The sequence below is a fragment of the Streptococcus infantis genome (genome assembly GCF_000960085.1).
Lineage (GTDB): Bacteria > Bacillota > Bacilli > Lactobacillales > Streptococcaceae > Streptococcus > Streptococcus infantis_C.
In genome coordinates this window covers 42,098-58,237 of the sequence record NZ_JYGT01000008.1, presented here as the reverse complement: position 1 = coordinate 58,237, position 16,140 = coordinate 42,098, and the positions used below count along the sequence as shown (strand labels likewise).

Annotated in this window: 17 protein-coding genes; 16 read left to right on the top strand and 1 reads right to left on the bottom strand. The window is 38.5% G+C overall.

Going from position 1 to position 16,140, the window contains the following annotated elements:
- The first annotated feature begins 23 nt into the window (after positions 1-23).
- Both serB and TZ94_RS05280 read left to right on the top strand, forming a co-directional pair.
- Positions 24-665, top strand: coding sequence for a phosphoserine phosphatase SerB (gene serB / locus TZ94_RS05285; RefSeq protein ID WP_045614963.1), 642 nt, complete (start codon positions 24-26; stop codon positions 663-665).
- 18 nt (positions 666-683) lie between these two features.
- Positions 684-1,793: a glycerate kinase gene (locus TZ94_RS05280; protein WP_045614962.1), complete on the top strand. Its 1,110-nt coding sequence runs from the start codon at positions 684-686 to the stop codon at positions 1,791-1,793.
- Positions 1,794-1,795: 2 nt separating this feature from the next.
- On the opposite strand, the gene TZ94_RS05275 is transcribed toward TZ94_RS05280, so the two are convergent.
- Positions 1,796-2,239: a DUF1694 domain-containing protein gene (locus TZ94_RS05275; protein ID WP_045614960.1), complete on the bottom strand. Its 444-nt coding sequence runs from the start codon at positions 2,237-2,239 to the stop codon at positions 1,796-1,798.
- Between the two features lie 162 nt (positions 2,240-2,401).
- Between TZ94_RS05275 and eno the strand changes: the two genes are divergently transcribed.
- The 14 genes from eno (at position 2,402) to TZ94_RS09335 (ending at position 16,098) form a co-directional block, all read left to right on the top strand.
- Positions 2,402-3,706: a surface-displayed alpha-enolase gene (gene eno, locus TZ94_RS05270; protein WP_045614958.1), complete on the top strand. Its 1,305-nt coding sequence runs from the start codon at positions 2,402-2,404 to the stop codon at positions 3,704-3,706.
- A 194-nt stretch (positions 3,707-3,900) separates the two neighbouring features.
- Positions 3,901-5,241, top strand: a complete 1,341-nt coding sequence (gene xseA, locus TZ94_RS05265; RefSeq protein ID WP_045614956.1) for an exodeoxyribonuclease VII large subunit — start codon at positions 3,901-3,903, stop codon at positions 5,239-5,241.
- Positions 5,219-5,431 (top strand): exodeoxyribonuclease VII small subunit, encoded by a 213-nt coding sequence (locus TZ94_RS05260; protein ID WP_006154290.1) that lies wholly within the window; start codon positions 5,219-5,221, stop codon positions 5,429-5,431. The genes xseA and TZ94_RS05260 overlap by 23 nt, the downstream gene beginning before the upstream one ends.
- Complete coding sequence (locus tag TZ94_RS05255; RefSeq protein ID WP_045614954.1) at positions 5,428-6,303, top strand: polyprenyl synthetase family protein; 876 nt, start codon at positions 5,428-5,430, stop codon at positions 6,301-6,303. Before TZ94_RS05260 ends, TZ94_RS05255 begins: the two co-directional genes overlap by 4 nt.
- Complete coding sequence (locus TZ94_RS05250) at positions 6,296-7,111, top strand: TlyA family RNA methyltransferase (RefSeq protein WP_045614952.1); 816 nt, start codon at positions 6,296-6,298, stop codon at positions 7,109-7,111. The genes TZ94_RS05255 and TZ94_RS05250 overlap by 8 nt, the downstream gene beginning before the upstream one ends.
- Positions 7,104-7,535, top strand: a complete 432-nt coding sequence (locus tag TZ94_RS05245) for an arginine repressor (RefSeq protein WP_045614951.1) — start codon at positions 7,104-7,106, stop codon at positions 7,533-7,535. The genes TZ94_RS05250 and TZ94_RS05245 overlap by 8 nt, the downstream gene beginning before the upstream one ends.
- 6 nt (positions 7,536-7,541) lie before the next feature.
- Positions 7,542-9,209, top strand: coding sequence for a DNA repair protein RecN (gene recN / locus TZ94_RS05240; RefSeq protein ID WP_045614950.1), 1,668 nt, complete (start codon positions 7,542-7,544; stop codon positions 9,207-9,209).
- Positions 9,210-9,938: a metallophosphoesterase family protein gene (locus TZ94_RS05235; protein ID WP_045614949.1), complete on the top strand. Its 729-nt coding sequence runs from the start codon at positions 9,210-9,212 to the stop codon at positions 9,936-9,938. It begins immediately after the preceding gene.
- A gap of 78 nt (positions 9,939-10,016) precedes the next feature.
- A complete protein-coding gene (gene lepA, locus TZ94_RS05230; RefSeq protein WP_045614948.1) occupies positions 10,017-11,840 on the top strand; it encodes a translation elongation factor 4 in 1,824 nt (607 codons plus the stop codon).
- A 125-nt stretch (positions 11,841-11,965) separates the two neighbouring features.
- On the top strand, positions 11,966-12,577 hold the full coding sequence (locus tag TZ94_RS05225; RefSeq protein ID WP_045614946.1) for a hypothetical protein: 612 nt from the start codon (positions 11,966-11,968) through the stop codon (positions 12,575-12,577).
- A 188-nt stretch (positions 12,578-12,765) separates the two neighbouring features.
- The gene (locus TZ94_RS05220; RefSeq protein ID WP_045614944.1) at positions 12,766-13,242 is read left to right on the top strand and encodes a PTS sugar transporter subunit IIA; all 477 of its coding nucleotides are present in this window, start codon (positions 12,766-12,768) and stop codon (positions 13,240-13,242) included.
- 41 nt (positions 13,243-13,283) lie between these two features.
- Positions 13,284-13,589, top strand: coding sequence for a PTS sugar transporter subunit IIB (locus tag TZ94_RS05215; protein ID WP_006148587.1), 306 nt, complete (start codon positions 13,284-13,286; stop codon positions 13,587-13,589).
- 44 nt (positions 13,590-13,633) lie between these two features.
- A complete protein-coding gene (locus tag TZ94_RS05210) occupies positions 13,634-15,109 on the top strand; it encodes a PTS galactitol transporter subunit IIC (RefSeq protein ID WP_045614940.1) in 1,476 nt (491 codons plus the stop codon).
- 95 nt (positions 15,110-15,204) lie between these two features.
- Positions 15,205-16,098, top strand: coding sequence for an aldose 1-epimerase family protein (locus tag TZ94_RS09335; RefSeq protein ID WP_052689734.1), 894 nt, complete (start codon positions 15,205-15,207; stop codon positions 16,096-16,098).
- The last annotated feature ends 42 nt before the right edge of the window (positions 16,099-16,140 follow it).

Genomic DNA, 16,140 nt, shown 5'->3' with positions numbered 1-16,140 from the left:
GATGATGAGAGTAAGGAAGATAGATGAATAAAGCTAGAGGACTTTGTATACTAGATGTTGATGGGACCTTGATAGAAGAAGAGGTAATTGATTTATTGGGGAAAGAGGCAGATTGTGAAAAAGAAGTAGCTCAGCTAACAGCTCAAGCGATGAGAGGGGAATTAGACTTTGAATCAAGTTTGAAAAAACGTGTTTCCCTTCTTAAAGGACTCTCTATCAATGTTTTTGATAAGATTTATCATGAACTTCACCTTAGTAAAAACGCTGCTAAGTTTATTAAAGTTCTTCAAGAAAACCAGATAGAAGTCGGTTTAGTATCAGGTGGATTTACCACTATCGTAGATAGATTAGCAAAGGATTTAGGAATATCATTATTTGCTGCTAATCAACTAGAAACCAAAGATGGGTATTTAACTGGAAATCTGTCTAGTCCAGTCATCACTAGAGAAGTTAAAGAAGAAACTCTAGTAAGATGGGCTGATCAATTAGAGGTACCTTTCGAGAGTACGATAGCTATCGGTGATGGAGCTAATGACTTAAAAATGCTTAAAAGTGCAGGACTTGGTATAGCCTTTTGTGCCAAGGATATTGTGAAAAAGGAAATAAATCTTCAGGTAGATGAGAGAGATTTTGGGAAAGTTTTGGAAATGATAGACTTCCTTTAGATAGAAAGAGAAATCAAGATGAAAATTATTATTGCACCTGACTCTTTTAAGGAGAGTCTCCCTGCTAACCAAGTGGCTGAAGCTATAAAACGGGGCTTTAAAAAAGCTCTGCCTGATTCAGAATGTGTACTTTTGCCTGTAGGCGATGGAGGAGAAGGAACCGTTGCTGCTATAAATAATTCTTTAGGTCTTGAAGAACATACAAGTCAGGTAACAGGATCTTTTGGTGATGAGGTTCAAATGCCCTATTTTCAAAAAGGTCAACTAGCTCTATTTGAAGTTGCTGATTTGGTGGGCCTTGCTAAGATACCTTATGAAAAACGAAATCCACTTGAGATTCAAACAAAGGGAATTGGACAGCTGATTCTATATTTAATAGAGCAAGGTATAAAAGATATCTACATCGGTGTCGGTGGAACTGCTAGTAACGATGGAGGCATTGGTATTGCTTCTGGACTTGGTTATCAGTTTTATGATGAAAACGGAAATGTAGTTCAAGCAAATGGTCAATCTCTATTTGATATCAGGAAAATTTCGAAGGAGGGAGTGCTTCAAATTCCTTCTGATGTACATATAAAAATACTTGCAGATGTAACTAATCCCCTATGTGGACCTCACGGCGCCACCTATACATTCGGGAAGCAAAAAGGGTTGGAACCAGCTAAATTCCAAGATGTTGATATTGCTATTGAAAACTTTTACAACAAAGTTGCACCTGAAATTTTAAAATTAGAAGGTAGTGGTGCTGGTGGTGGAATTGCTGCGGGTTTGTGTGCCTTTGCTGATGCAGAGATTGTTTCTGGAATACAAACTTGTTTGGATTTGATAAACTTCAATGAACAGGTCGCAGATGCAGATCTAGTTATTGTTGGTGAAGGTAGATTAGACTCTCAAAGTTTTTCAGGCAAGGCTCCAATCGGTGTAGCAAAAAGAACACCAAATTGTGTTCCGGTTATTGCTATGTGTGGTAGTTTAGCTGAGGATTTACCTCCTTTACCATTTGAGAATATCATCGCTGCTTTTTCTATACTAGAAAAAAGCGAACCATTAGAAGATAGTTTAAAAAATGCAGCTGTTTATTTAGAAAATACAGCTGCAAGTATTGCTCGGATCATGTCTTTGAGATAGAGTTAACCAAACCATTTTTTCCAAAAAGAAGTAGGAGCTTTCGTCTCTTTCTCTTGCCATAAGTCAGAAAAGGCCTTTTTAAGGTCTTTTTCTTGGGTTTGAACAGGACTATCACTGTGTATGACCATGCCGAAAGGAGAAGAGTTATGATTTTCAGAAACGATGGTTGCTTGACATTCAGCTTCTTTGGCTTTTTTTAGATAAAAGACTTGTTTGTCAAATTCAATCTGAGGAGAAATTTTGACAAATAGAGGTTCAGTCTCTTTTTTAAAGGTTTCTAAAATTGTTGAAAATCCTTTTTGAAATTTATCATCATCGGCAGTTTCAAGGTCTGCATAGCCAAGGACACGTTCTTCAAATGTTCCGAGAAAACGTCTTTGTTCATCAGGATTTAATTTAAGACCACCATTGGCCTTTTCTAGGATTTGTTTAGATAGATCAGTCATAAATATAGTATATCACAAAAGTCTCAAGATAAAAGGAAAAAGAAAGCGATTACTTTATCAACTTAAGGAAAATTTGCACAAAGATAACGTTTTTTCTTGAAAAAGGTCTCTTTTTAATGTATCATAGAGGTGTAAAAAATTTAACTCAAAGGAGAGTAAAAAATGTCAATTATTACTGATGTTTACGCTCGCGAAGTCCTAGACTCACGCGGTAACCCAACACTTGAAGTAGAAGTTTACACTGAATCAGGTGCTTTCGGACGTGGTATGGTTCCATCAGGAGCTTCTACTGGTGAACACGAAGCAGTTGAACTTCGTGATGGTGACAAATCTCGTTACGGTGGTCTTGGTACACAAAAAGCTGTTGACAACGTAAACAACATCATCGCTGAAGCAATCATCGGCTACGATGTACGTGACCAACAAGCTATCGACCGTGCTATGATCGCACTTGACGGTACTCCTAACAAAGGTAAATTGGGTGCTAACGCAATCCTTGGTGTGTCTATCGCTGTAGCTCGCGCTGCTGCTGACTACCTTGAAATCCCACTTTACAGCTACCTTGGTGGATTTAACACTAAAGTTCTTCCAACTCCAATGATGAACATCATCAACGGTGGTTCTCACTCAGATGCTCCAATCGCTTTCCAAGAATTCATGATCGTACCTGCTGGTGCACCTACATTCAAAGAAGCTCTTCGTTGGGGTGCTGAAATCTTCCACGCTCTTAAGAAAATCCTTAAATCTCGTGGTCTTGAAACAGCCGTAGGTGACGAAGGTGGATTTGCTCCTCGTTTCGAAGGAACTGAAGATGGTGTTGAAACTATCCTTGCTGCTATCGAAGCTGCTGGTTATGTTCCAGGTAAAGACGTATTTATCGGATTTGACTGTGCTTCATCAGAATTCTACGATAAAGAACGTCAAGTATACGACTACACTAAATTTGAAGGTGAAGGAGCTGCTGTACGTACTGCTGCAGAACAAATCGACTACCTTGAAGAATTGGTAAACAAATACCCAATCATCACTATCGAAGATGGTATGGACGAAAACGACTGGGACGGTTGGAAAGCTCTTACTGAACGTCTTGGTGGTAAAGTTCAATTGGTTGGTGACGACTTCTTCGTAACAAACACTTCATACCTTGAAAAAGGTATCGCAGAAGGTGCTGCTAACTCAATCCTTATCAAAGTAAACCAAATCGGTACTCTTACTGAAACATTCGACGCTATCGAAATGGCGAAAGAAGCTGGTTACACTGCTGTTGTATCACACCGTTCAGGTGAAACTGAAGATTCAACAATCGCTGACATCGCAGTTGCAACAAACGCAGGACAAATCAAGACTGGTTCACTTTCACGTACTGACCGTATCGCTAAATACAACCAATTGCTTCGTATCGAAGATCAACTTGGTGAAGTAGCTGAATACCGTGGATTGAAATCATTCTACAACCTTAAAGAATAATCGTTGATTTAACAACGTTTTTAGCCCCTTGGATTTTATCCAAAGGGTTTTTTCTTTATTCAAGGGATATGAAAGGGACAAAACTTTTGTACAAACAAGCTGTATTTTTGCCATTCCAAGTGGAAATAGAGATTTTTAAGCATATTTTTGGTATAATAATACCCAGGAAAAACTAGAGAAAGAAGGAGGTTGAGATGGAAAAGTATTTATCGGTAACAACTTTGACCAAGTATTTAAAAATGAAATTCGATAAAGACCCATACTTGGAGAGGGTCTATTTAACTGGTCAGGTTTCTAACTTTCGAAAGCGTCCAACTCACCAATACTTTTCTCTAAAAGATGATCGCGCTGTTATCCAAGCAACCATATGGTCTGGTATCTATCAGAAACTTGGATTCGACTTGGAAGAAGGCATGAAGATTAATGTAGTCGGCCGAGTTCAAGTCTATGAACCAAGTGGGAGTTATTCAATTATTATTGAAAAGGCAGAGCCGGATGGTGTCGGCACACTTGCCCTTCAGTTTGAGCAACTGAAAAAGAAGCTTTCAGAGGAAGGGCTTTTTCAAGACCGCTTTAAGCAAGTAATTCCGCAGTTTGCAAACCGTATCGGGGTAGTGACAAGTCGTAGTGGAGCTGTTATCCAGGATATCATTACAACCGTTAGCAGACGCTTCCCTGGTGTGGAAATTATCTTATATCCTACCAAGGTTCAAGGTGAAGGAGCGGCAGAGGAGATTGCCCTTAACATTGCTAAAGCTAATGAACGTGATGACCTAGATGTACTTATCATTGGTCGTGGTGGTGGCTCGATAGAGGATCTCTGGGCTTTTAACGAGGAAATAGTTGTTCGTGCTATTTTTGAATCGCGTTTACCGATCATTTCAAGTGTTGGTCACGAGACGGATGTTACTTTGTCAGATTTTGTAGCAGATAAGAGAGCAGCAACTCCAACTGCTGCAGCAGAACTAGCGACTCCTGTTACTAAGTTAGATCTTTTGACTTATCTGAAGAATCAAGAGAGACGTATGGCTACATCTGTACAAAACACTTTATCTAAGAAAGAAAAAGCATTAAAAGTACTAAGTCAATCCGTTATTTTCAGGCAACCTGAACGCTTATATGATGGTTATTTACAACGATTGGATCAGTTACAGCTTCGTCTCAAACAAAGTATTAATACAGAACTTGTCAGACAACAACAAAAAGTCTTGGAACAAGTTCATCGTCTTGAACAGTTATCACCAATCAATAAGATTCATCGTTACCAGGACCGTCTGCTACAACTGGAAAAGTTACTTCGTAGTCAAATGGCAGTAGTTTATGATGCCAAGGTGGCCGAAGTCAAACGTTTGTCAGAAGCGCTACTCATGTTAGATACTAGTCGTATCGTAGCCAGAGGTTATGCGATTGTGAAAAAAGAGGATGCCGTAGTATCGTCAGCTAAAGATTTGAAAAAAACTGATCAAGTAACGTTAATGATGCGAGATGGTCAGGTAGAATTAGAGGTTAAAGATGTCAAAACAGAAGAAATTTGAAGATAATTTAGCAGAACTAGAGACTATTGTTCAGAGTTTAGAAAATGGTGAAATTGCTTTAGAAGATGCCATTGCTGCATTTCAAAAAGGAATGGTTCTTTCAAAAGAATTGCAAGCAACACTTGATAAAGCAGAAAAGACTTTGGTTAAAGTCATGCAAGAAGATGGAACAGAAAGCGAACTTCTATGAACAAGCAAGAAAAATTAGCTTTGGTTGAGTCAGCTCTTGAGGAGTTTTATGGAGACCAGCAATTAGCTGCTAATCTCAGAGAAGCTGTTCTTTATTCTATTCATGCAGGTGGTAAACGAATTCGTCCTTATCTACTTTTAGAAGTTTTGGAGTCTTTGCAGGTGCCAATCACTATAGCTCATGCCCAGATTGCAGCAGCGCTCGAGATGATTCACACAGGAAGCTTAATTCATGATGATCTTCCTGCTATGGATGATGATGATTATCGCCGAGGACGTTTGACCAATCATAAAGTCTATGGAGAGGATTTAGCTATCTTGGCAGGTGATGCTCTTTTTCTAGACCCGTATGCTCTCATAGCTCTGTCAGATTTGCCAAACGAAATCAAGGTAGACTTAATAGCAAATCTATCTCTTGCTTCTGGAAGTATGGGAATGGTAGCGGGTCAAGTTTTGGATATGGAAGGTGAAGGAAAACACTTGAATTTAGAGGAACTTCAGACTATCCATGCTAATAAGACTGGTAAACTATTGGCCTTTCCTTTTCATGCAGCTGGAATCATCGCTGGATTGGATACAACTATTCATACAGCACTTAAAACTGTTGGAGAGTTGATTGGTCTTGCCTTTCAAGTGAGAGATGATATCCTTGATGTTACAGCTAGTTTTGAGGAAATTGGTAAAACACCACAAAAAGATTTACAAGCCGAGAAATCAACCTATCCTGCTTTGTTAGGATTGGATGAGGCGATTGCCTTTTGCAATCATACTTTGGATCAAGCCAATGCGAAACTAGAAGAGATTAGCCAAGTTGTAAGCTTTGATAAAGAACCAATTGTAAAAATAGTAGAAAGTTTGAGAATCAATGGCTAAAGAAAGAGTAGATGTACTAGCTTATAAACAAGGTTTGTTTGAGACAAGAGAGCAAGCTAAAAGAGGAGTTATGGCTGGTTTGGTTGTTGCGGTTCTAAATGGTGAACGATTCGATAAACCAGGAGAAAAAATTCCAGATGATACTGAATTGAAACTCAAAGGTGAGAAGCTTAAGTATGTGAGCCGTGGTGGCTCGAAACTTGAAAAAGCCCTAGAGAAATTTGATATATCAGTCGAAGGCAAAACGACCATTGATATTGGAGCTTCAACAGGAGGATTTACTGATGTCATGCTTCAAAATGGAGCAAAATTAGTTTATGCAGTTGATGTCGGGACCAATCAGCTTGCTTGGAAATTGCGCCAAGACTCACGTGTTGTTAGTATGGAGCAGTTTAATTTTCGTTATGCTGAAAATTCTGATTTTGAACAAGTACCTAGCTTTGCAAGTATCGACGTGAGTTTTATATCATTGAGTCTCATCCTTCCAGCTCTACATAGAGTCTTAGCTGATCAAGGACAAGTTGTTGCCCTCATAAAACCACAGTTCGAAGCCGGTCGAGAACAAATTGGGAAAAATGGTATTATTAGAGATGCTAAGGTTCACAAAAATGTTTTAGAAATGGTAACAGAAATGGCAGTCACAGAAGGATTTTCCGTCTTAAGATTGGATTTTTCACCTATACAAGGTGGCCACGGTAATATTGAGTTTCTTGCTTATTTACGTAAGGAAGAACACGCAAGCAATCAGGTGGTTTCTGAAATAGAACCACTAGTAGAAAAAGCACATAGAGAGTTTAAAGATGAATAAAAAAGAGAGACTTGAGAAGATTAGAAGATTTGTGACTGATTATCAAATCGGTACTCAGGAAGAAATCGTTGAACATTTAAAAGAAGCAGGAATCACTGCTACTCAAGCAACTGTTTCACGAGATATCAAAGAACTAGGGATTGTGAAAATTCCATTGAAAGACAATACATATGTCTATGAATTGCCAAAGTCAGTAGTCAAAAGTTTACAGTTAGCTGAGAACAATATTGAAAGCTTTGAACGAATGGGAAATCTCATCAATTTAGATGTTATTCCTGGAAATACAATTTTTGTTAAAAGCCAATTAACTCAAACATTTTCAGATAAGATTTTTAGCTGTTTAGCAGATGATAATTCCATTTTGATTGTAGCGCGAACTGAAGATGCAGCTGTAGAAATTGTAGAGCAAGTTAAAAAGTGGTAGGACCTTATGTTACTTGAAATTTCAATTAAAAACTTTGCCATCATTGAGGCTATTTCACTTAATTTTGAGAAAGGAATGACAGTTCTTACTGGGGAAACTGGTGCCGGGAAGTCTATCATCATCGATGCTATGAACATGATGCTGGGAGCAAGAGCAACAACAGATGTCATTCGTCATGGTGCACTCAAAGCGGAAATCGAGGGTCTTTTCTCAATTGAAAATAGTCTCCCTCTTCAAGAGATTTTTGATGAGCAAGGTATCGATTTAGGTGATGAAATCATCATTCGTCGTGAAATTTTACAAAACGGGCGCAGTGTTAGTCGAGTTAATGGACAGATGGTCAATCTTTCTGTTCTACGCGCAATAGGACAACATCTAGTCGACATTCATGGTCAGCATGACCAAGAAGAGTTAATGCGTCCACAATTACATATTCAGATGCTGGATGAGTTTGGTGATACAGATTTTCTTGAATTGAAGCAATCTTATCAGACCAACTTTGATGCCTACCGTCAAATGCGCAAGCAACTTCTTGAAGTTAAGAAAAACCAAGAAGAACATAAGGCTCGTATTGAGATGTTGGAATTTCAAATGGCAGAGATTGAATCTGCAGCATTACAGCCAAGTGAAGACCTCAAACTCAACCAAGAACGCGATAAACTTCTGAATTATAAAAATATTGCTGATACGCTAACTAATGCCTATACCATGCTAGATAATGAAGAATTTTCAAGCCTGGCTAACGTCCGTTCTGCTATGAATGACATGGAGAGTTTAGAAGAGTATGATGCTGAGTACCGTGAAATATCAACTTCTTTATCAGAGTCTTATTATGTATTAGAAGATGTCACCAAACGTTTAGAGGATATTATCGAAGATTTAGATTTTGACGGCAATCGCTTGATGCAGATTGATAGTCGTTTAGATCTCATACATGCCATTACACGTAAGTATGGTGGAAATGTAGATGATGTCTTGTTATACTTTGCAAAAATAACTGAAGAATACAATTTACTCACTGGTAATAATCTTTCTTCAGAAGATATGGAAGCAGAACTCAAACAATTAGAAGTAAGTCTGGTTGATTTAGCAAGTAAACTTGCATCTGCTCGCCACAACTTAGCTCAACAATTAGAAATTGAGATTCAACAAGAGCTTAAAGACCTTTATATGGACAAGACTCGATTTCAGGTTCAGTTTACTATAGGAAAATTCAGTCGTGAAGGGAATGAGAGTGTTGAATTTTATATTTCAACTAACCCTGGAGAAGACTTTAAACCATTAGTAAAAGTAGCTTCTGGTGGTGAGTTATCTCGTTTGATGTTGGCTATTAAGTCTGCCTTTTCTCGTAAGGAAGGTAAGACTAGCATTGTATTTGATGAGGTAGATACAGGAGTTTCAGGTCGCGTAGCTCAGGCAATCGCACAGAAAATTCATAAGATTGGTCAGCATGGCCAAGTTCTAGCTATTTCGCATCTTCCTCAAGTCATCGCTATCGCTGATTATCAGTTCTTTATTGAAAAAATTAGCAATGAGCATTCAACCGTTTCAACCGTTCGCTTGTTAACAGTTGATGAAAGAGTGGAAGAAGTTGCTAAAATGTTGGCTGGTGAGAATGTAACTGAAGCTGCACTTAGTCAAGCGAGAGAATTGTTGCAAAGTAAGGAGAAATAAATGACAGACTATTATGTTATTGGAGATGTCCACGGGAAAGCAGGAATGCTCGAGGACCTTCTAAAAACATGGGATGGTAAGACTCAATTACTCTTTCTTGGAGATTTGATTGATAGAGGTGAAGATAGTCGCAGAGTTCTAGAAATGGTCAAAGACTTGGTTGACAATCAGAGAGCTATTTGCTTGTCAGGGAACCATGAGTATATGTTTTTAACTTGGTTGGATAACCCTGAAGAAAGCTATGACCACTATCGTCGTAATGGTGGGGATACAACTATTAATTCTATTCTAGGTCGCCCATTGGATGCACCGGTAGATGGTGTAGCAGATGCTAAGCGTGTTGAAACTGAAGCAGCCGACTTAGTGGAGTTTATCCGTCAGATGCCTTTTGTCATCGAAACAGATAAGTATATATTCGTTCATGCTGGTATTGATTTGACTTTGGATGACTGGCATGATACTACAGATTACAAGAAAGTTTGGCTCAGAAAACCATTCCACGAAGCAGCTAATCATACAGGGAAAACAATTGTCTTTGGACATACACCAGTCTATGGACTTTTGGATCAAGAACCAGGAACTGAAGAACTTTGGATGACAGAAGACGGGAAAATCGGAATGGATGGAGGAGCTGTCTATGGCGGTGTCCTTCATGGAATTGTCTTTACTGACCAAGGTATGACTGACCACTATTTCATCGAAAATGACGGCTTTGTTGCCGAAGATTAGTACTCCTAGCAGGGTATGGTCTTGTCAAAATATTAAAAACATTTTATAATTAATAGATACCCTGAAAGGAAGAGAATCATGAACGTAGAAAAATTGAAAAAACGACAGGAGAAGATTCGTAACTTCTCAATTATTGCCCATATTGACCATGGGAAATCAACGTTAGCAGACCGTGTTTTAGAGAAGACAGAAACAGTTTCTAGCCGTGAAATGCAGGCCCAACTTTTAGATAGTATGGACCTTGAACGTGAACGTGGGATTACTATTAAACTCAACGCCATTGAGTTGAATTATACTGCTAAAGACGGTGAGACTTATATTTTCCACTTGATTGATACACCAGGACACGTGGACTTCACTTATGAGGTATCACGTTCTCTAGCTGCCTGCGAGGGAGCAATTTTGGTTGTTGATGCTGCCCAAGGAATTGAGGCTCAAACTCTGGCAAATGTCTATCTTGCTTTGGATAATGATTTAGAAATCCTTCCAGTTATCAATAAGATTGATTTGCCTGCAGCAGATCCGGAGCGCGTGCGTACGGAAATCGAAGATGTTATTGGTCTAGATGCTAGTGAAGCAGTTTTAGCATCAGCCAAAGCTGGTATTGGTATCGAAGAAATTCTCGAGCAAATCGTAGAGAAAGTTCCTGCTCCAACAGGTGATGTTACAGCACCACTGAAGGCCTTGATTTTTGACTCTGTGTACGATGCTTATCGCGGGGTTATTCTCCAAGTTCGTGTCATGGATGGAGTGGTCAAACCAGGTGATAAGATTCAGCTGATGAGTAATGGTAAAACCTTTGATGTTACTGAAGTTGGAATCTTCACACCTAAAGCAGTTGGACGAGACTTCCTTGCGACAGGTGACGTTGGATATATTGCAGCATCTATCAAAACTGTTCAGGACACCCGTGTCGGTGATACAGTAACCTTGGCAACAAATCCTGCTTCAGAGCCACTATCTGGCTACAAGCAGATGAATCCGATGGTTTTCGCAGGTCTCTATCCAATTGAGTCAAATAAATATAACGATCTTCGTGAAGCCCTTGAAAAATTGCAACTCAATGATGCTAGTTTGCAGTTTGAACCAGAAACTTCTCAAGCACTCGGATTTGGTTTCCGTTGTGGTTTCCTTGGATTACTTCATATGGATGTTATTCAGGAACGTTTGGAACGTGAGTTTAACATCGACCTTATCATGACTGCACCATCCGTTATCTACAAGGTTAATCAGACAGATGGTGAATCTATGGATGTATCGAACCCATCTGAGTTTCCTGATCCTACAAAGATTGCGACCATTGAAGAACCATATGTAAAGGCACAAATCATGGTACCACAAGAATTCGTTGGAGCAGTAATGGAGCTAGCTCAGCGCAAACGGGGTGATTTTGTGACGATGGATTATATTGATGATAATCGTGTCAATGTCATCTATCAAATTCCCCTTGCTGAGATTGTCTTTGACTTCTTTGATAAGCTCAAGTCTTCGACACGTGGTTATGCAAGCTTTGATTATGAATTGTCAGAGTATCGACCATCTAAGTTAGTTAAGATGGATATCCTTCTTAATGGTGACAAAGTGGATGCTCTTAGCTTTATCGTTCACAAAGATTTTGCTTATGAACGTGGGAAACTTATCGTAGAGAAACTTAAGAAAATCATTCCTCGTCAACAGTTTGAAGTACCGATCCAAGCAGCTATTGGACATAAGATTGTGGCTCGTACTGATATCAAAGCCCTTCGTAAGAATGTGCTTGCCAAGTGCTACGGTGGTGACGTTTCACGTAAACGTAAACTCCTCGAAAAACAAAAAGCTGGTAAGAAACGTATGAAAGCTATCGGTTCAGTTGAAGTTCCTCAAGAAGCTTTCCTCAGCGTCTTGAGCATGGATGAAGAATAGTCGCTATGTGAGAATGGCATCTAGTATAAGAGATTAATTACTGTATTTTTTAAACTTTCAAAATACAGTAATTTTTTGACACTTTTCCCTTCATACTTTAAAATAGAAGTGAAAGGAGAAGGATTATGAAAAAAATCATCAGCTTATCTACGCTTTTAGTGTGTTGCTTAACTCTTGCTGCTTGTAATACTTCAAAAACTAAGAAAGAAGCAGCCACAGATACAACAACAATCCAGGAAACTACCATAGTTCAAGAAACAACAACTGTAGCCGAATCAACGATTAAAGATACGCAGGTAATCGGATCGGATGATTATGGCTATGTAAAGGTTCCAAAATCATGGATTCACTTTACAGAAGTTGAGGGTGGGGATGATATTCAGTACTGTGATGGTACTGACATCAATATCGTAACCCTAAATACTTTTAAACCAGAGCACCTTGGTGTTAGTGAAAGTGAATATGCTGCTCTTGATGCTGTTCAAGTTTCTACTAGTGTCTATCAAACCAAACAACAAAGCAAGGACTTCTCAAAAGTATGGGGTTCTAAGTCAAAAATTGGTGGTTATGATGCCTATGTTGTAAATTGTATAGCTAAAAACGGGAAATATCTGGTCATCTGGATCTTTAAATCAGATGATGGTAAATTTAGATATGTTTCTCTAGAAGGAACACCTGAAGTATTGAAAGATATGCTTCCATTGATAGAAGAAAGCTGGACAGTGAAAAAGAATTAAAACTAAAAACAGGATATTTATCCTGTTTTTTATATTCAACTTTACCTTTAAAGAATATGGATGTAAAAATTTTGTTTGAAATCAAACAAAAAAAATAAAATCAAACAAAATGCAACAAATATTATTGACAACGGTTTCATATAGTGATATACTTGTATCATAAAAGTTAAATATGAAGGGAGAAGGTCATGGGATTAGATCATTTCTTCAGCAAAGACTTAGTCTATTGTCTAGAAGCAGATAATCAAGAGCAACTATTTGATCAAGTTGCAACCCTATTGGAAGAAAAGAAAGTTGTTACGGATACCTATCGATCGGCTTTGATTGAACGTGAAAAAATGTTTCCAACCGGTTTAGATATGGAATTTCTAGGGAAGGACTTGCCAAACGTAGCAATCCCTCACACAGATACGATTCATAATTTAACTGAAAATGTTGTTGTGGTTCGCTTACCAAAACCAGTAACATTCCACAATATGATTGCACCTGACAAGGAAGTAGAAGTATCATTACTTTTCTTTATCATCAATAATTCAAGTTCAAGTCAAACAAACATTCTTGCTCAATTGATGGACTTCTTTACAGGTAACGGTCATCTAGAGGCGCTTTCTAAGATTACAGAACCAGAAGCTCTGTACCAGTATATCTCAGAAGCAACTGCTTAAATTTATAAATATATAGAAATTAAAAAACGGAGGAAATCCAAATGATTAAAATTCTTGCTGCTTGTGGTGCAGGTGTTAACTCAAGCCACCAAATTAAAAGTGCTCTAGAAGAAGAGCTTTCAAATCGCGGATACGATGTACAGTGTGACGCAGTTATGGTCAAAGATGTCAATGAAGACTTGATTAAAGGTTATGATATCTTCACGCCAATCGCTGCAACTGACTTAGGTTTTGACCCTGGTATTCCAGTAGTTGAAGCTGGACCAATTTTGTTCCGTATTCCAGCCATGAGTGCTCCAGTCTATGACAATATTGAAGCAGCAATCAAAGAACACGGATTAAGTTAATTATTATTTTGTAATTTTCCATAAAAATAAAGGGAGGAAATATTATGGATTTCATTATCAATTTGGCCAATGATATCTTTAAACCTATCTTGGCTATGGGTGGCCCAATCATCATGCTGATCATTTTGACAGTATTGGCCTTGCTTTTCGGAGTAAAATTCTCCAAAGCGCTTGAAGGTGGTATCAAACTTGCCATCGCACTTACTGGTATCGGTGCTATCATCGGAATGCTTAACGGAGCTTTCTCTGCTTCTCTTGCAAAATTCGTTGAAAACACTGGTATTCAATTGAACATCACCGATGTTGGTTGGGCACCACTTGCTACAATCACTTGGGGTTCTGCCTGGACACTTTACTTCTTGCTCATCATGTTGATTGTCAACGTTGTGATGCTTGCAATTAAGAAAACTGATACACTTGACGTTGATATCTTCGATATCTGGCACTTGTCTATCACAGGTCTTTTGATCAAATGGTACGCTGACAACAATGGAGTTAGCCAAGGAGTTTCACTCTTCATCGCGACTGCAGCAGTTGTACTTGTTGGGGTTCTTAAAATCATCAACTCTGACTTGATGAAACCAACATTTGACGACCTTCTTAATGCACCAAGTTCATCACCAATGACTTCAACTCACATGAACTACATGATGAACCCAGTTATCATGGTTTTGGATAAGATTTTTGATAAATTCTTCCCAGGTCTTGATAAATACGACTTTGACGCAGCTAAATTGAACAAACGAATCGGTTTCTGGGGATCTAAATTCTTCATCGGATTCATCCTTGGTATCGTTATCGGTTTGATGGGAACTCCACATCCAGTTGCTGGAGTAGAAGATGCATCTTCATGGGAACTTGTTATTAAAGGTTGGTTGTCACTTGGTTTGACTGCCGGTGTCTGCTTGGAGCTCTTCTCACTTATCGGTTCATGGTTCATCGCAGCCGTAGAACCACTTTCACAAGGTATTACAAACGTTGCTACTAAACGTCTTCAAGGACGTAAATTCAACATCGGTCTTGACTGGCCATTCATCGCTGGTCGTGCTGAAATCTGGGCTTGTGCCAACGTACTTGCACCAATCATGTTGGTTGAAGCTGTGCTTCTTTCAAATGTCGGAAATGGTATCTTGCCACTTGCTGGTATCATCGCAATGGGTGTGACTCCAGCTCTCTTGGTTGTTACTCGTGGTAAATTGCTCCGTATGATTATCTTCGGAACTCTCTTGTTGCCACTCTTCCTGCTTTCAGGTACACTTATCGCACCATTCGCAACTGAACTTGCTAAAGGTGTAGGTGCCTTCCCAGAAGGTGTGAACCAGTCACAATTGATTACTCACTCAACTCTTGAAGGACCAATCGAGAAACTATTTGGTTGGGCAATTGGTAACGCTACAACTGGTGATATCAAAGCTATCCTTGGCGCAGTAGTATTCCTTGTATTCTACGTTGGTATCTTTGCATGGTACAGAAAACAAATGATTAAACGTAACGAAGAATACGCAGCAAACGCAAAATAATTTGCTCCTAAAAATGTAAATTGTAAAAACTAGGTTGTCAGTTTCCACTATGGAGCAGTCAGCCTAGTTTTTTTGAAAAAATGGAGGTATAAGTTGTGATTGAATTAAAATCAGATTATTTACAAGTAGAGTTTCAGAGTTTAGGAGGAGCGCTATCTTCTATAAAAGATAAAGATGGTGTAGAGTATTTATGGCAAGGAGATCCAGCTTATTGGAGTGGTCAAGCACCTGTTTTATTTCCAATTTGTGGATCAGTTAGAAATGATAGCGTAGTCTATGATAAAGAAGATGGTAGTCAAGTTAAAGGTAAAATTCCTCGACATGGCTTGGTAAGGAAAAAAGAATTTACATTAGTAGAACAAACAGAACATTCTGTGACTTTTGCTATTGAGGATACTGAGGAAATGTATGAGAATTATCCTTATCATTTCCGACTAGAAATAACTTATATTGTGACTGGTAAAACAATTCGTACAGAGTATAAAATTTACAATAAAGAATCTGAAAAGACTATGCCGTACTTTATTGGAGGGCATCCTGGCTTTAATTGTCCACTCTTGGCTGATGAAGTTTATGAAGATTACTATCTTGAATTTGAAGAGCCTGAAACGTGCTCAGTTCCGAAACCTTTCCCAGAAACAGGAATGTTAGATTTCAAAGATAGAAGTTCTTGGTTAGACAATCAAAAAGAATTGGACCTGAATTATGATTTGTTTAGCTATGATGCAGTGACATTAGATGAGTTAGAATCCCGCAAAGTAGCTTTACGCTCAAGAAAACATGATAAAGGTTTGAGACTACACTTTGAAGAATTTCCAAATTTAATTGTATGGTCAACTCTTAATAAAGGCCATTTTATTGCCTTAGAACCATGGTCTGGCTTGTCTACTTCACTTGAAGAAGGCGATCGACTTGAAGAAAAGAAAGATGTTCGAATTTTGAAACCTGGCGATTTTGATCACGTTGGATTTGATATCGAAATTTTATAAAAAAATAAACAAAAACAAACATAAATTGTTGACTTTTACAAC

Bases quoted from the DNA above. Each gene is read 5' to 3' on its own strand.
- serB (WP_045614963.1), top strand. From the start codon at position 24: ATGAATAAAGCTAGAGGACTTTGTATACTAGATGTTGATGGGACCTTG.
- TZ94_RS05280 (WP_045614962.1), top strand. From the start codon at position 684: ATGAAAATTATTATTGCACCTGACTCTTTTAAGGAGAGTCTCCCTGCT.
- TZ94_RS05275 (WP_045614960.1), bottom strand. From the start codon at position 2,239: ATGACTGATCTATCTAAACAAATCCTAGAAAAGGCCAATGGTGGTCTT.
- eno (WP_045614958.1), top strand. From the start codon at position 2,402: ATGTCAATTATTACTGATGTTTACGCTCGCGAAGTCCTAGACTCACGC.
- xseA (WP_045614956.1), top strand. From the start codon at position 3,901: ATGGAAAAGTATTTATCGGTAACAACTTTGACCAAGTATTTAAAAATG.
- TZ94_RS05260 (WP_006154290.1), top strand. From the start codon at position 5,219: ATGTCAAAACAGAAGAAATTTGAAGATAATTTAGCAGAACTAGAGACT.
- TZ94_RS05255 (WP_045614954.1), top strand. From the start codon at position 5,428: ATGAACAAGCAAGAAAAATTAGCTTTGGTTGAGTCAGCTCTTGAGGAG.
- TZ94_RS05250 (WP_045614952.1), top strand. From the start codon at position 6,296: ATGGCTAAAGAAAGAGTAGATGTACTAGCTTATAAACAAGGTTTGTTT.
- TZ94_RS05245 (WP_045614951.1), top strand. From the start codon at position 7,104: ATGAATAAAAAAGAGAGACTTGAGAAGATTAGAAGATTTGTGACTGAT.
- recN (WP_045614950.1), top strand. From the start codon at position 7,542: ATGTTACTTGAAATTTCAATTAAAAACTTTGCCATCATTGAGGCTATT.
- TZ94_RS05235 (WP_045614949.1), top strand. From the start codon at position 9,210: ATGACAGACTATTATGTTATTGGAGATGTCCACGGGAAAGCAGGAATG.
- lepA (WP_045614948.1), top strand. From the start codon at position 10,017: ATGAACGTAGAAAAATTGAAAAAACGACAGGAGAAGATTCGTAACTTC.
- TZ94_RS05225 (WP_045614946.1), top strand. From the start codon at position 11,966: ATGAAAAAAATCATCAGCTTATCTACGCTTTTAGTGTGTTGCTTAACT.
- TZ94_RS05220 (WP_045614944.1), top strand. From the start codon at position 12,766: ATGGGATTAGATCATTTCTTCAGCAAAGACTTAGTCTATTGTCTAGAA.
- TZ94_RS05215 (WP_006148587.1), top strand. From the start codon at position 13,284: ATGATTAAAATTCTTGCTGCTTGTGGTGCAGGTGTTAACTCAAGCCAC.
- TZ94_RS05210 (WP_045614940.1), top strand. From the start codon at position 13,634: ATGGATTTCATTATCAATTTGGCCAATGATATCTTTAAACCTATCTTG.